Origin of the sequence: Mycobacterium sp. 1164985.4 (assembly GCF_001668575.1) — a bacterium.
Taxonomy (GTDB): Bacteria; Actinomycetota; Actinomycetes; order Mycobacteriales; family Mycobacteriaceae; genus Mycobacterium.
On record NZ_LZMD01000066.1, the window covers coordinates 41,820 to 56,316 of the forward strand.

A 14,497-nucleotide genomic window follows, 5' to 3' on the forward strand; every position below is an offset into this window, starting at 1 on the left:
GAGCGAAGGCGGATCGCGAATGACTGACTTAGCCGGAGCAGATCTCGGGTTGACCGCGGGCACCAGCCTGGTGCCGACTACCGATCAGCCGCAGAAGTCGAAGGACTTCACCAGCGACCAGGAGGTCCGCTGGTGCCCCGGTTGCGGTGACTACGTCATCCTCAACACCATCCGCAACTTTCTGCCGGAACTGGGGTTGCGCCGCGAGAACATCGCGTTCGTCAGCGGCATCGGCTGCTCGAGCCGTTTCCCGTACTACCTGGAAACCTACGGGTTCCACTCGATTCACGGCCGCGCGCCGACGATCGCCACCGGCTTGGCGCTGGCACGTGAGGACCTGTCGGTGTGGGTGGTCACCGGTGACGGCGACGCGTTGTCCATCGGCGGCAACCACCTGATCCATGCGCTGCGCCGCAACATCAACATCACGATCCTGTTGTTCAACAACCGGATCTACGGGCTGACCAAGGGGCAGTACTCCCCGACGTCGGAGGTCGGCAAGGTCACCAAGTCGACCCCGATGGGTTCGCTGGACTACCCGTTCAACCCCGTTTCGCTGGCCCTCGGTGCCGACGCCACGTTCGTCGGCCGGGCCCTGGACTCCGACCGCAAGGGGCTCTCCGAGGTCCTGCGCGCTGCCGCCGCGCACCGCGGCGCGGCGCTGGTCGAGATCCTGCAGGACTGCCCGATCTTCAACGACGGCTCGTTCGACGCCCTGCGCAAGGAGGGGGCCGAGGAGCGGCTGATCAGCCTCACCCACGGCGAGCCCGTCACGTTCGGCGCCGACGGTGAGTACTGCGTGGTGAAGTCCGGCTACGGGCTGGAGATCGCCAAGACCGCCGACGTGTCGGCCGACGAGATCGTCATCCACGACGCGAACCTCGAGGACCCGGCCTACGCGTTCGCGCTGTCGCGGCTGTCGGACCAGAATCTCGAGCACATGGTGATGGGCATCTTCCGTCAGGTGAGCAAGCCGACCTACGACGACGCCGCCCGCCAGCAGGTCGCCGCGGCCCGTTCCGAGAAGGCGCACGACACGGCGGCGCTTCAGTCGCTGCTTCGGGGCAAAGACACCTGGACTGTCGACTAACGTCTCGGTCATGACGACCACCGTTCCGTTGGCCGGAATCATCCTGGCGGGCGGGGCTTCCCGCCGCATGGGCCGCGACAAGGCCACGCTGCCGTACGAAGGCACCACGCTCGTGGAGCGGATGGTGAGCATCCTCAAGCCGCGGTGCGCACCGCTGTACGTCATCGCCGCGCCGGGGCAGGCACTACCCGCGGTCGACGCCGAGATTCTGCGCGACGAGGTACGTGGTGTGGGCCCGCTGCTGGCGACCGGTCGAGGGTTACGGGCGGCCGCCGAGGCCGGATCGGAGCTCGCGTTCGTGGCCGCGGTGGACATGCCGTTGCTGACGACCGATCTGATCGACGAACTGGCCGGGCCTGCCGTCCGGCTCCACGCCGACGTCGTGCTGCCCTGGGACGGTCGCGACCACTACCTCGCCGGGGTCTACCGCACGGCGCTGGCCGGTCGCGTCGCCGAACTGGTGGCTGCGGGCGAGCGCAGCATGCGCGCACTGGTTGACCGGGTTGACACCCAGCGGATCGTGATGCCCGAGCAGCGCGGGCTGACGAACGTCAACACAGCGGCCGACCTCGCGTCGATCCGCGACGTGCAAATCGCCTAGCAAATTCTTCTCAGAATTACCTTCAATTCGCGTCTTTGCGGCTCGAATTCGCGCCACCGATTTTCTGCGCTGAATTCCGTGATATACCGTACCGAATCGGCGAATATCTCGTCACCGGCGATAGGCGCAGCGCCCGGAAACTGGACTGTGAACACGCCTGGGTGACAGGGGCTTTCGCCGGCAACGCGCGGCGGCCGTGTACGAATTCGGTCTTCTCGTGGCCGTTTTCGGCGCATGGCCGCGACTGAATGCGATGCCCGCGACTAGTGCTTTCGGGGTGAGGGTGTCGGTCGCGCCTGATCCGATGGATGGTGATGCTGACGCTAGGTTGCGGTGCTCCTCGCTGGCGATCAAAGACCCGCTCGCCGAACGGGTTTGTCAGCCAGGACGTGTCTGCCGTTGGTGACACTTACCGACGTGTCTCGCGTGAGTAGTTGGCGTGCAGAAGATTTGAGCGATCGGTCCCGGCGTCAAGTCAGCGCAGGCGTCGAGCGGGAACGGGCACGTCTGCTTGGTCCCGAGCCAACTTCGCTCCGGCACTGCGGTTTCGCCGGTCCTAGGCCCTCGCCGCGCCGAGCGGCCGTGTCCCAGTTCACAAATAGGTCGTGAGATGGCTCACGGATATCGCTCCAGAGGTTTAATTTGATCTCTCCGTCAAACATGCGAATGACCTGGGATAACGAAATGTGATCGCCGTCGTGATCGTTCCGTTATCTGGCCGCGACACGCCCTCGCTCGATATGACTCGGCGGAGCCTCTTTTGTACGGTCCAAACCGGCTCTACCGGAGCAAATAATTTCAAAACCACGAACCTGCGTGTGAGTGGGGCTGTGGAGGCGAGAAGCCTCCGGCGGCCGCCGGCGCTGACGCCCGGCGAGGACCTTCTGGCCTCCCGCTGTCGCACCCGACCGAGACGGTGCGGCCCAAATCCGGCCTGTTCGACAGGCATGCCCATCCCGTGCGCTTCGGCGCGGGTGTGTAGTGGCGCGCGCGTGGCGAAAGGATAGAAGTTGAAGAACATCCGCAAGACATTCGGCCTGGCGACCTTTGCCGGTGCGCTCGCGTTGGCGCCCATGGCTCTGGCCACCGGCACTGCCAATGCGGACAGTGGTGTGGACTGGGACGCCGTCGCGGCGTGCGAGTCGGGTGGCAACTGGTCCATCAACACCGGTAACGGCTACTACGGCGGACTGCAGTTCACCCAGAGCACCTGGCGGGCCAACGGCGGCAGCGGCTCGCCGCACAACGCCAGCCGGGAAGAGCAGATCCGCGTCGCGGAGAACGTGCTGCAGTCGCAGGGCATCGGCGCATGGCCGGTGTGCGGCGGTCGCGGCTAAACCCCGTATCTCGTCTTCACAGGAGGCGGTGCCGGATGACTCCGGCGCCGCCTCTTCTTTCTCAGAGGGCTCTTACGCCAATTAAGTAACGAATAAAACTTTTGACCCTCGCGTAACACGTGACGTTCATCACCCGACACACCGGATGACCGCAGCGGAGATCGAGGGGTTCTCGGATGCGGGCCTTGTGAAAAACGGTCGGGGAAGGACCGCAGAGATGAACGTTCGTACCGCAGTTATCAAGGGCATGTGGGCCGCGGTGATCTCCGGAGCGCTCGCGATGGTGCCGATGGCCCTGTCCGACGCCTCGCTGGCCACAGCCAATGCCGATTCCGTGAACTGGGATGCCATCGCCGAATGCGAATCCGGCGGCAACTGGGCGACCAACACCGGCAACGGCCACTACGGCGGCCTGCAGTTCAAGCCGGCCACCTGGGCCTCCAACGGCGGTGTCGGCAACCCGGCGACCGCCTCGCGCGCCGAGCAGATCCGCGTCGCCGAGAACGTTCTGCGCACGCAGGGCCTGAAGGCGTGGCCGAAGTGCGGGCCACGCGGCGCCACGCCCGCGGTGTGGACCACGCCCTCCACGCCCTCCGTGCCCTCCGCGCCGGCGCGGACGGTGCCCGCCTCGGCCACGGGATGCGCCTCGATGCCGTCCAGCGGGCTGTTCGGCTTCGTCAACCCGCGTCAGATGTGCACGGCGCTGCTGAACCCGATCGGCACGCTCAGCGGAGCACGCTGAACTCGTTGCCCTGCGGGTCGATGAGGCCGTCGGGGGCCGAGTCGACGCTCCATCGCCACCGGTTGGCGACGACGCGCTCGTCGTCGACGCGGACGAACTTCCAGATGAGGTCCTCCCACCCGGCCGACCGGTAGAGCCACCGCGGCGTCCCGTCGGGACCGTCGCGCACCTCGGCTCCCACCCGGGCGGCCCACCAGGCGGCGAGTTTTTCGGGCCGGTCGCTGTCCGTGCAGATCGCGAACACCCGCGCAGGCGGGTCCGCCTCGCCCTGGTCGTCGGGAAAGGCGCAGAACTCATTGCCCTCGACGTCCGCTAGCGTCGTCCACCCAGTGTGCTCGGCGATGATGCGGGCGCCGAGGCCAGTCAACGTCGCGGCGTCGCGAACGTAGAGATCGAGATGGACGCGGTTCTTCACCGTCTTCGGACGGTCCTGCGGCCGGAAGACCAGCAGCCGGCGCGCAGCCTCGCCGCCGAGGACTGCGGTCCAGAAGGCGGACATCGCATGCGGGTCGGCCGACTCGACGACCAGCGGACCCAGTCGCACGCTCACGCTGTGGACAGGTCGCGGTCGGTGGGTGGCCGGAATGCCGAGCGCGCCGCCACAGCGGCCAGGTGGCGGGCCACCAACGTGTCGGGTCCCAGCAGCGTCGCGCGGCTGGCCAGCGCGCTGAGCACGGGCGGCAGGTTCATGACGCGGCCGATGAACCGCGATTCGCGCACCAGTGAGCGGACCCGCGGCTGGCGGAAAGCCACGAACCGCGCGAATGCCGCGGCGGTGTCGTCGTCGCCGTCGAGGAACCTGGCCAGGATCGCGGCGTCCTCCAGCCCCTGGCAGCCGCCCTGCCCGAGGTGCGGGCGCATCGGGTGGGCGGCGTCGCCGACGGTCACCACCGGACCGCGCGACCACTGACGTGCCTCGTCGCGGTCGTAGAGGTCGTTGCGCAACACATCGGCGGGATCGGTGGTGGCCAGGATCTCGGGGACGGGCTGCGCCCAGGACGCGAACCGCTGCCGCAGGTACGCCAGTTCGCCTTGCGGCGCGGTCGTCGCCTCGGGCACCCGCTCGGTGGCGAACCAGTACGTGTCCCGCTCGCCCATCGGGACGTGGCCGAACTCGACCGCGGGACCGAGCGTCTCACCCGCGAGCCCGGGGTCGATCCGGCAGTGCGCCACCCCGCGCCACGCGGTGTAGCCGACGTAGGTGTTACGCAGAGGCCCGTTGAGATGGCGCGCGACCATCGAGTGGGTGCCGTCGGCGCCGACGACGGCATCGGCATCCAGCACCGTGGAGTCGGCCAGCCTGACCCGGACGCCGTCGGCGGTCACCGCCAGCGCCTCGGCTGCCACACCGGCCCGCACGGTGCCGTCGGCGAGCGCGGAGGCCAGGATCGACGTCAACGCCGAACGACGGATGACCACGAGAGGTTCGCCGAGGGACGTGACAATCAGCTGCGCTTCGGGGCGTCGCAGCCAACTGCCGTCCCGCCAGCGCGCGGCGCCCGCGGTGATCCGGCCGCCGGCCTGACGCACCGGGTCGCCGAGGCCGATGTCGTCGAGCGCGGCCAACGCGTTGGGCCAGATGCTGATTCCTGCCCCCGACGACGTGTCTGTTCGCTCCTCGACCAGGGTGATGTCGTGTCCGCGTTGCTGCAGCGCGACGGCGGTCGCCAGTCCGGCGATGCCCGCTCCGATCACAACGATCCGCTTCGGCATGCACCGAAACTAGCGCGCGGGGCGCGTCAGGTTACAGGTCGAAAATCAACAGCGTGCTGCTCGCGGTGGCCACGACGGCGCCGGAGCCGTCGGTCACCACACCTTCGGCGAATCCGACCCGCGAGCCGGCCTTGACCACCGTTCCGGTCGCGGTGAGCACGCCGCTGTCGAGGCGAACCGCCTTGAGATAGTTCACCTTGATCTCCACCGACGTGTAGCCCCTGCCCTGCGGCAGGGTGCTGTGCACCGCGCAGCCGGTCACCGAGTCGAGAAGGGTACAGATCAGCCCGCCGTGAATCGCACCGATCGGGTTGTATGCGGATTCGTCGGGCACACAGGTGAATTCGACACGGCCCGGCTCGACTGCCGCGATGCCGAACTGCATCAGCCCGCCGATGGGCGCAGGCGGCAGCTCACCGTCGGCCATGGCGCGCAGGTAGTCGATGCCCGCCATGGACAGGCCCTTGGCGGTGCCCGGACCGGGGGAGTGCCAAGTCACCGTCCGTGAACGCTGCGGGCCCCAGTCCTCGCGGCCGGGCGTCTTCTCCAGTTCGAGGGTCATCGGGTTTCCTTCGATCGGCTCAGGAGGCTGAGCGGGCGATACCGGCGTTGCCGACCGGGGTCGGACTCGGAGACGGCGTGGGCCTGACCCCACGCCAGCAGCGCGTCGAGAACGGGTAACAACGCCCGACCGGAGTCGGTCAGCCGGTATTCATGGCGCGGCGGGGTGTCCTGGTAGCGCGACCGTGCGACCACCCCGGCCTGCTCCAGCGACCTCAGCCTCGCGGCGATGCGGTCGCGCGGCGCGCCCGTGCCGCGCACGATGTCACTGAAACGCGTTGCGCCCAATGCGATCTCACGCACCACCAGCAGCGCCCAACGTTCGCCGACCAACTCTAGGGCGGCCGCGATCGGACAGGGGCGGCCGGGCAGCTCCGCCAACGGCACGGTGGCGGTCGTCGACATCGCACCATCATGCCGCGCAGTGGTTTGAAAATCAAACCCACTCCTGTTTGGACACCGGGAAGGCGGCCGGTTCGTGTGCTACGAACGGGGCATGACCGCGACCCACCCTGGCTTCCACACCGCCTCGTATCGCGCACCGTTCGACGACCTCGACGAGTACGTCGGGCTGCCGCGTGTCTCGGGCCTGGCCTTATCGGCGGACGGCACGCGGCTGGTGACCACCGTCGCCGAACTCAACGACAAGAGAACCGAATACGTCAGTGCGGTGTGGGAACTCGATCCCGCCGGTGTGCAGCCGGCGCGCCGGTTGACGCGCGGAACCACGGGAGAGTCGGCGCCCGTATTCGCGGCCGACGGTGACCTATTGTTCATCGCCGTCCGCCCGACGGGCGACGACGACAAGCCGCCCGCCGCGTTGTGGCGGCTGCCGGCCAACGGCGGGGAGGCAGCGCAGGTGCTGACGTTGCCCGGCGGCGTCGAGGCGGTGCGTCCGGCCCGCGATGCCGATGTCGCGGTGGTGCGCTCGCCACTGATGCCGTCGGCGCGCACGATCGACGACGACCGTCGGCTCCGCGAGCTCCGCAAAGACAACAAGATCACCGCGCTCCTGCACACCGGCTATCCGATCCGGCACTGGGACTCCGATCTCGGGCCCGGCGAACCGCACCTGCTCGGCGTCGACCTGAGCGCCGAGACCGCCCGCAGCGAAGACGTCCGCGACCTGACCGCCGCGCCCGGCGGTGCCCTGCGTGACTCCGATTACGACATCAGTTCCGACGGGCAGTTCTTGGTCACCACGTGGCAACGGCCGGCACCGGGCGCGTCCCGGCATTCGGTGCTGATGCGGGTCGACCTCGACAGCGGAGAGCGCACGGTGCTGGTCGACGACCCCGACGCAGACGTCTGGAGTCCGGCCATCTCGCCGGACGGGTCGACGATCGTCTATCTCCGTGAGACGTTCTCCACGCCCGACACCCCACCTCGAATCACGCTGGGCTGTATGCGGTTTGGTGAAGAACCCACGACGGTCGCGGCCGATTGGGACCGCTGGCCCGCCTCGGTGACGTGGCTGCGCGACGGTTCGGCCGTAATCGTCACCGCCGACCAGGATGGGCGGGCGCCGCTGTTCCGAATAGACGTCGCCGACGGCGCGGTGACTCAGCTGACGTTCGACGACCACTGCTACTCCGACGCGGCCGCCGCACCTGACGGTGCGCTGTTCGCGCTGCGGAGCTCCTACGCCGGGCCGCCACACCCGGTGCGCATCGATCCCGACGGCGCGATCACCGAACTGCCCTGCGTCGAGTCGCCGCCGCTGCCGGGCACGCTGACCGAACTCGAGACGACAACCGACGACGGCACCCGGGTGCGCTCATGGCTGGTGCTGCCGGCGGGCGACGCGGAGGCGCCGCTGCTGCTGTGGATCCACGGCGGCCCGCTGAACAGCTGGAACGTGTGGTCGTGGCGATGGAATCCCTGGCTGCTGGCCGCCCGCGGGTACGCCGTGCTGCTGCCCGACCCCGGGCTCTCGACTGGGTACGGGCAGGACTTCATCGCACGCGGCTGGGGCGCATGGGGAGGCGCCCCGTTCGAAGACCTGATGGCCATCACCGACGCGGCCTGCGCGCATCCGCGCATCGATGCCTCCCGCACGGCGGCGATGGGCGGCTCGTTCGGCGGCTACATGGCCAACTGGGTCGCCGGCCACACCGACAGGTTCGACGCGATCGTCACCCACGCCAGCCTCTGGGCGCTCGACCAGTTCGGCGCCACCACCGACTCGTCGTACTACTGGCTGCGCGAGATGACCCGCGACATGGCCGAGCAGAACTCCCCGCACCGCCACGTCGGCCAGATTCACACGCCGATGCTCGTGATCCACGGCGACAAGGACTACCGCGTCCCGATCGGCGAGGCACTGCGGCTCTGGTACGAGTTGCTGACCCACTCGGGGCTACCCGCCGACGCCGACGGCGAGAGCCCGCACCGGTTTTTGTACTTTCCGTCGGAGAACCACTGGGTGCTCACACCGCAACACGCCAAGATCTGGTACCAGGTGGTGATCGGGTTCCTGGCCCGGCACGTGCTCGGTGAGGACATCGAGGTGCCCGAGACGCTCGGGTAGCGTCGCGACCATGAGCGCACCGGAGCCGGGCGGCCGGCGACATTCCACATCGCAGCGGGAATTCGACATCGTCTTGTACGGGGCGACCGGATTCGTCGGGAAGCTCACCGCCGAATACCTGGCCAGGACGGCTTCCGGAGTCCGGATCGCGCTCGCCGGCCGATCTCACGACAAGCTGATCGCGGTCCGAGACTCGTTGGGTGGCAAGGCAAGCTCGTGGCCGCTGATCACCGCGGACGCGTCGCAGCCGTCGACACTGAACGCGATGGCCGCACAGGCGCGCGTCGTGGTGACGACCGTGGGTCCTTACGTCCGCTACGGCATGCCCCTCGTCGCGGCGTGTGCGGCGGCGGGCACGGATTACGCGGATCTCACTGGCGAGCCGCTGTTCATCCGCGAGAGCATCGACCGGTACCACGCGCAGGCCGCCGAAACCGGCGCGCGCATCGTGCACTCGTGCGGATTCGATTCCATCCCTTCAGATCTCACGGTGTTCGCCCTCTATCGGCGGGCCCAGCAGGACGCGGCCGGCGACCTCACCGACACCAATCTGGTCGTGCGCGCCGTCAAGATGGGCGTCTCCGGCGGAACCGCGGCTTCGATGGTGGAGGTCATGCGTGAGGCGGCTAGCAACGCCGAAGCCCGCGAGCTGATGAACGATCCCTACACGTTGAGCCCCGACCGGGCCGCCGAACCGGAACTCGGCGGTCAACCCGACCTGCGCTGGCGCAGGGGCGGGGAGATCGCTCCGGAACTGCGCGGATACTGGGTCGGCCCATTTGTCATGGCCTCTGTGAATACCCGAATCGTGCGTCGTAGCAATGCATTACTCGACTACGCCTACGGCCGCCGATTGGAATACGCCGAGCAGATGAGCGTGGGAAAGTCGGCGCTCGCACCGGTCGCGTCGGCGTTGTCGGCGGCCGGCAACACCGCGACGATGGCAGTCGGGACGCGTCTGTTTCACCGGGTGCCGAGCAAGTGGATCGAGCGCGTGCTGCCGAAGCCAGGAACCGGCCCGAGCGAACATGTCCGGGAAAACGGCTTCTACGACATCGAAACGTATGCCACGACCACCACCGGCGCTCGGTATCGCGCCGTGATGTCCCAGAAGGGCGATCCGGGTTACAAGGCGACGTCGGTTCTTCTGGGCGAGAGCGCGCTGGCGCTGGCGACGGATCGGGACAAGCTCTCCGACCTTCGCGGCGTGCTCACACCCGCCGCGGCGATGGGCGACGTGTTGCTCACCAGGCTGCCTGCCGCGGGGGTGACGTTGACCACGGAGCGCCTGCAGGGGTAGCCCACGTCACAGCGGTCGCGGCCCGGAAATCGTCCTGCTCGGCCGCGTTTCGGGGCAGTTAGCGACGGCCCGGGCCGCATTCCTAGAATTGCGGGGTGACCGCCAGCCCCCCGTCGTCTGCCGAAGCCCTGCCCAAGTCCTGGGATCCGGGCGCGGTGGAGAGCGACCTCTACGAGGGTTGGGTCAAAGCCGGCTACTTCACCGCCGACAACACCAGCGGCAAGCCCGCCTATTCGATCGTGCTGCCGCCGCCGAACGTCACCGGCAGTCTGCACATGGGCCACGCGCTGGACCACACGCTGATGGACGCGTTGACCCGCCGCAAGCGCATGCAGGGCTACGAGGTGCTGTGGCTTCCGGGCATGGACCACGCAGGGATCGCGACGCAGTCGGTGGTGGAGAAGCAGCTCGCCGTCGACGGCAAGACCAAAGAGGACTTCGGCCGGGAACTGTTCATCGAGAAGGTGTGGGACTGGAAGCGGGAATCCGGTGGCACCATCGGCGCCCAGATGCGCCGCCTCGGCGACGGCGTGGACTGGAGCCGCGACCGGTTCACCATGGACGAGGGCCTGTCCCGCGCGGTGCGCACGATCTTCAAGCGGCTCTTCGACGCCGGGCTCATCTACCAGGCCGAGCGCCTGGTCAACTGGTCGCCGGTGCTCGAGACCGCGATCTCGGACCTCGAGGTCAAATACGAGGACATTGAAGGCGAGCTGGTGTCGTTTCGGTACGGCTCGCTCGACGACGACGAACCGCACATCGTGGTCGCCACCACCCGCGTCGAGACGATGCTGGGCGACACTGCGATCGCCGTGCACCCCGACGACGACCGCTACCGCGATCTGGTCGGCAAGACGCTGCCGCATCCGTTCATCGACCGCGACATCATCATCGTTGCCGACGAGCACGTCGACCCCGAGTTCGGCACCGGTGCGGTCAAGGTGACGCCCGCGCACGACCCGAACGACTTCGAGATCGGACTTCGTCATCAGCTGCCGATGCCGTCGATCATGGACACCAAGGGCCGGATCACCGGCACCGGAACCGAATTCGACGGTCAGGACCGCTTCGAAGCTCGGGTCAAAGTACGCGAGGCGCTGGCCGAGCGGGGCCGCATCGTCGCCGAGAAGCGGCCGTACGTGCACAGCGTCGGGCATTCCGAACGCAGCGGTGAACCGATCGAACCGCGCCTGTCACTGCAGTGGTGGGTCAAGGTCGAGGCGTTGGCGAAGGCCGCCGGCGATGCGGTTCGCAACGGCGACACCGTGATTCACCCGCCCAGCCTCGAGCCCCGGTGGTTCGCGTGGGTCGACAACATGCATGACTGGTGCATCTCGCGGCAGCTGTGGTGGGGCCACCGCATCCCGATCTGGCACGGCCCCGACGGCGAGACGGTCTGCGTCGGTCCGGACGAGACACCGCCCGAGGGCTGGGAGCAGGACCCCGACGTGCTGGACACCTGGTTCAGTTCGGCGTTGTGGCCGTTCTCCACCATGGGCTGGCCCGACCGCACGAAAGACCTCGCCAAGTTCTATCCGACCACCGTGCTGGTCACCGGCTACGACATCCTGTTCTTCTGGGTCGCGCGGATGATGATGTTCGGCACGTTCGTCGCCGATGACCGCGCGATCACGCTCGACGGTCAGCGCGGCCCGCAGGTGCCGTTCCAGAACATTTTCCTGCACGGGCTGATTCGCGACGAGCACGGCCGCAAGATGAGCAAGTCGCGCGGTAACGGGATCGATCCGCTGGATTGGGTGGAGATCTTCGGGGCCGATGCGCTGCGGTTCACGCTCGCGCGCGGTGCGAGCCCCGGTGGCGACCTGTCCATCGGCGAGGATCACGCCCGCGCATCCCGCAACTTCGCCACCAAGCTGTTCAATGCCACCCGCTTCGCGCTGATGAACGGCGCCGCACCCGCTCCATTGCCCGACGTCGCCGAACTGACCGATGCCGACCGGTGGATCCTGGGCCGCATGGAACAGGTTCGCGCCGAGGTGGATTCGGCGTTCGACGCCTACGAGTTCAGCCGGGCGTGCGAGTCGCTGTACCACTTCGCATGGGACGAGTTCTGCGACTGGTACGTCGAGCTGGCCAAGGTGCAGCTGGCCGACGGGATCGACCACACGACGGCGGTGCTCGCGGCGGTGCTCGACACGCTGCTCAAACTGTTGCATCCGGTGATGCCGTTCGTCACCGAGGTGCTGTGGAAGACTTTGACCGCGCGGGCTGGGGCGAGCGAAGCGACGGGAAAGATGGAGTCGCTGGTCATCGCCGATTGGCCGGCGCCGTCGGGCTTCGACCTCGATCCGGTTGCCGCGCAACGTGTCGCGGACATGCAGAAGCTGATCACCGAGGTGCGCCGCTTCCGCAGTGACCAGGGGCTCAACGATCGGCAGAAGGTGCCCGCCCGGCTGTCGGACATCGAAGGCGCGGACCTGCAGGGGCAAGTGCCCGCGGTGCGATCGCTGGCCTGGCTGACCACCGACGGCGAGGGCTTCGCCCCGACCGCGGCGATCGAGGTGCGGCTGTCGCGCGGCACCGTGACCGTGGAGGTCGACACCTCGGGCACCGTGGATGTGGCCGCCGAACGGCGCCGTCTGGAAAAGGACCTCGCGGCGGCGCAGAAGGAACTGGCCAGCACCACAGGCAAACTCGGAAACGAGGCGTTCCTGGCGAAGGCGCCTGTGGAAGTGGTCGACAAGATCCGCGGACGCCAACAGGTCGCCCAAGAGGAGGTCGACCGCATCACCGCAAGGTTGGCCGCGCTCCGATGACCGAGCCGGACGACCGGCCACCTCCGGAACCCGAGCCATCACCGGACGAGATCGCGGCACTCCTGCAGGTCGAGCATCTGCTCGACCAGCGTTGGCCCGAAACGAAACTCGAACCCAGCACGACCCGCATCTCGGCGTTGCTCGAACTCCTCGGCTCACCGCAGCGCGGATATCCGTCGATTCACATCGCGGGCACCAACGGGAAGACGTCCGTCGCGCGGATGGTCGACGCATTGTTGACGGCGTTGCACCGCCGCACCGGCCGGACCACCAGCCCGCACCTGCAGTCGGCCGTCGAGCGCATCTCCATCGACGGCAAGCCGATCAGTCCCGCAACCTACGTCGACACCTATCGCGAGATCGAGCCGTTCGTGCAGTTGGTCGATGAGCAGTCCGAGGCCGGCGTTCTCGGAAAGGCTGGCCCCGCCATGAGCAAGTTCGAGGTGGTGACGGCGATGGCGTTCGCCGCGTTCGCCGACGCGCCGATCGACGTGGCCGTCGTCGAGGTCGGCCTCGGCGGGCGCTGGGACGCCACCAACGTCGTCAAGGCCCCCGTCGCGGTGATCACCCCGATCGGGGTGGACCACGCCGAGTACCTGGGCGACACGCTCGCCGAGATCGCCGCGGAGAAGGCCGGAATCATCCGCAAACAGGAAGAGGAGATAGTTCCGTCAGGAACAGATCTCAGCACGGTCGCGATCATCGCCAGGCAGGCCCCGGAGGCGATGGAAGCGCTGCTGGCGCAGGCGGTGCGCGCCGACGCGGCCGTCGCCCGGGAGGACTCCGAGTTCGCGGTGCTCGGAAGGCAGGTCGCGGTCGGCGGGCAGCTGCTGGAGCTGCAGGGGCTCGGCGGGCTCTACTCCGACATCTTCCTGCCGCTGCACGGCGAACACCAGGCGCACAACGCCGCTCTGGCGCTCGCGGCCGTCGAGGCGTTCTTCGGTGCCGGCGCGCAGCGCCAGCTCGACATCGATGCCGTGCGCGCGGGTTTCGCCGCGGTCACGAGCCCCGGTCGACTGGAGAGAATGCGCAGTGCGCCAACGGTTTTCATCGACGCCGCACACAATCCGGCGGGCGCCGCGGCGCTGGCGCAGGCCTTGACGGAGGAGTTCGACTTCCGGTTCCTTGTCGGCGTCGTATCGGTGATGGCCGACAAGGACGTCGACGGCATCCTGGCCGCGCTGGAACCGGTGTTCGACCAGATCGTCGTCACCCACAACGGCTCTCCGCGCGCGCTCGACGTCGAGGGGTTGGCGCTGCTCGCCGAGCAGAGGTTCGGGCCCGAACGCGTGGTCACGGCCGCGACGTTGCCCGACGCGATCGAGACCGCCACCGCGATCGTCGAGGAATCGGCCGTCGAAGGCGAACTGCTCGGCGGCGCCGGCATCGTGATCACCGGCTCCGTCGTCACCGCCGGAGCGGCGCGCACGCTGTTCGGAAAGGATCCGCAATGACCGCGCCTGCGCAGCAGCCGGACCCGTGGAAGAGCTTCCGCGGAGTCATGGCCGGCACGCTGATCCTCGAGGCCATCGTCGTGCTGCTGGCGCTGCCGGTCGTGGCGAACCTCGGCGGTGGTCTGACCACGGCCACCGGCGGCTTTCTGATCGGCATGGCGGTGGTCCTGGTGCTCCTGACCGGGGTGCAGGGCCGATCGTGGGCGATCTGGGTGAACGTCGGCATCCAGCTGGTCCTGATCGTCGGTGTCGTCCTCGACGGCGCGATTGCGTTCGTCGGCGTGATCTTCCTGGTCGTGTGGCTGCTCATCGCCCGCCTGCGCGCGGAGGTCCTCCGCAGGCAGAAGCGGGGGCTTCTGCCTGGTCAGCAGCGGCCGCCGGAGTAGCCCGGG

12 protein-coding genes and 1 pseudogene are annotated in these 14,497 nt (G+C 68.2%); 9 read left to right on the top strand and 4 right to left on the bottom strand.

The features are described 5' to 3' along the window. Positions 1-19: 19 nt before the first annotated feature. The 4 genes and pseudogenes from A5650_RS13400 (at position 20) to A5650_RS13415 (ending at position 3,770) form a co-directional block, all read left to right on the top strand. Positions 20-1,090: a 2-oxoacid:ferredoxin oxidoreductase subunit beta gene (locus tag A5650_RS13400; RefSeq protein WP_067291819.1), complete on the top strand. Its 1,071-nt coding sequence runs from the start codon at positions 20-22 to the stop codon at positions 1,088-1,090. 10 nt (positions 1,091-1,100) lie between these two features. Further along, entirely contained in the window at positions 1,101-1,691 is a 591-nt protein-coding gene (mobA, locus tag A5650_RS13405) for a molybdenum cofactor guanylyltransferase (RefSeq protein WP_082950750.1), read from the top strand. 1,112 nt (positions 1,692-2,803) lie between these two features. After that, positions 2,804-3,028, top strand: a pseudogene (locus tag A5650_RS13410) (transglycosylase family protein); the annotation flags it as partial. A gap of 217 nt (positions 3,029-3,245) precedes the next feature. Next, a complete protein-coding gene (locus tag A5650_RS13415; RefSeq protein WP_067292013.1) occupies positions 3,246-3,770 on the top strand; it encodes a transglycosylase family protein in 525 nt (174 codons plus the stop codon). On the opposite strand, the gene A5650_RS13420 is transcribed toward A5650_RS13415, so the two are convergent. From A5650_RS13420 to A5650_RS13435, 4 genes are read right to left on the bottom strand one after another with little or no spacing between them, the layout of a single operon-like run. Further along, positions 3,754-4,320, bottom strand: a complete 567-nt coding sequence (locus A5650_RS13420; RefSeq protein ID WP_067291824.1) for a VOC family protein — start codon at positions 4,318-4,320, stop codon at positions 3,754-3,756. The two genes, A5650_RS13415 and A5650_RS13420, sit on opposite strands and share 17 nt — an antisense overlap. Then, positions 4,317-5,483 (bottom strand): FAD-dependent oxidoreductase, encoded by a 1,167-nt coding sequence (locus A5650_RS13425; protein ID WP_067291826.1) that lies wholly within the window; start codon positions 5,481-5,483, stop codon positions 4,317-4,319. The genes A5650_RS13420 and A5650_RS13425 overlap by 4 nt, the downstream gene beginning before the upstream one ends. 31 nt (positions 5,484-5,514) lie before the next feature. Continuing rightward, a complete protein-coding gene (locus A5650_RS13430; RefSeq protein WP_067291828.1) occupies positions 5,515-6,045 on the bottom strand; it encodes a PaaI family thioesterase in 531 nt (176 codons plus the stop codon). Further along, positions 6,042-6,449 (bottom strand): winged helix-turn-helix transcriptional regulator, encoded by a 408-nt coding sequence (locus A5650_RS13435; RefSeq protein WP_067291830.1) that lies wholly within the window; start codon positions 6,447-6,449, stop codon positions 6,042-6,044. Before A5650_RS13435 ends, A5650_RS13430 begins: the two co-directional genes overlap by 4 nt. A gap of 91 nt (positions 6,450-6,540) precedes the next feature. Here A5650_RS13435 and A5650_RS13440 point away from each other — a divergent pair, with 91 nt between their 5' ends. From A5650_RS13440 to A5650_RS13460, 5 genes are all read left to right on the top strand, one after another. After that, a complete protein-coding gene (locus tag A5650_RS13440; protein ID WP_067291832.1) occupies positions 6,541-8,574 on the top strand; it encodes an alpha/beta fold hydrolase in 2,034 nt (677 codons plus the stop codon). A gap of 10 nt (positions 8,575-8,584) precedes the next feature. Beyond that, positions 8,585-9,874, top strand: a complete 1,290-nt coding sequence (locus tag A5650_RS13445; protein ID WP_067291835.1) for a saccharopine dehydrogenase family protein — start codon at positions 8,585-8,587, stop codon at positions 9,872-9,874. A gap of 95 nt (positions 9,875-9,969) precedes the next feature. Then, complete coding sequence (locus tag A5650_RS13450) at positions 9,970-12,651, top strand: valine--tRNA ligase (RefSeq protein ID WP_067291837.1); 2,682 nt, start codon at positions 9,970-9,972, stop codon at positions 12,649-12,651. Next, complete coding sequence (folC, locus tag A5650_RS13455; RefSeq protein ID WP_067291840.1) at positions 12,648-14,105, top strand: bifunctional tetrahydrofolate synthase/dihydrofolate synthase; 1,458 nt, start codon at positions 12,648-12,650, stop codon at positions 14,103-14,105. Before A5650_RS13450 ends, folC begins: the two co-directional genes overlap by 4 nt. Next, entirely contained in the window at positions 14,102-14,491 is a 390-nt protein-coding gene (locus A5650_RS13460) for a DUF4233 domain-containing protein (RefSeq protein ID WP_067291843.1), read from the top strand. The genes folC and A5650_RS13460 overlap by 4 nt, the downstream gene beginning before the upstream one ends. Positions 14,492-14,497: the final 6 nt, after the last annotated feature.

Excerpts from the sequence above, each read along its gene's own strand:
- A5650_RS13400 (WP_067291819.1), top strand. The coding sequence starts at position 20 with ATGACTGACTTAGCCGGAGCAGATCTCGGGTTGACCGCGGGCACCAGC.
- mobA (WP_082950750.1), top strand. The coding sequence starts at position 1,101 with ATGACGACCACCGTTCCGTTGGCCGGAATCATCCTGGCGGGCGGGGCT.
- A5650_RS13415 (WP_067292013.1), top strand. The coding sequence starts at position 3,246 with ATGAACGTTCGTACCGCAGTTATCAAGGGCATGTGGGCCGCGGTGATC.
- A5650_RS13425 (WP_067291826.1), bottom strand. The coding sequence starts at position 5,483 with ATGCCGAAGCGGATCGTTGTGATCGGAGCGGGCATCGCCGGACTGGCG.
- A5650_RS13430 (WP_067291828.1), bottom strand. The coding sequence starts at position 6,045 with ATGACCCTCGAACTGGAGAAGACGCCCGGCCGCGAGGACTGGGGCCCG.
- A5650_RS13435 (WP_067291830.1), bottom strand. The coding sequence starts at position 6,449 with ATGTCGACGACCGCCACCGTGCCGTTGGCGGAGCTGCCCGGCCGCCCC.
- A5650_RS13440 (WP_067291832.1), top strand. The coding sequence starts at position 6,541 with ATGACCGCGACCCACCCTGGCTTCCACACCGCCTCGTATCGCGCACCG.
- A5650_RS13445 (WP_067291835.1), top strand. The coding sequence starts at position 8,585 with ATGAGCGCACCGGAGCCGGGCGGCCGGCGACATTCCACATCGCAGCGG.
- folC (WP_067291840.1), top strand. The coding sequence starts at position 12,648 with ATGACCGAGCCGGACGACCGGCCACCTCCGGAACCCGAGCCATCACCG.
- A5650_RS13460 (WP_067291843.1), top strand. The coding sequence starts at position 14,102 with ATGACCGCGCCTGCGCAGCAGCCGGACCCGTGGAAGAGCTTCCGCGGA.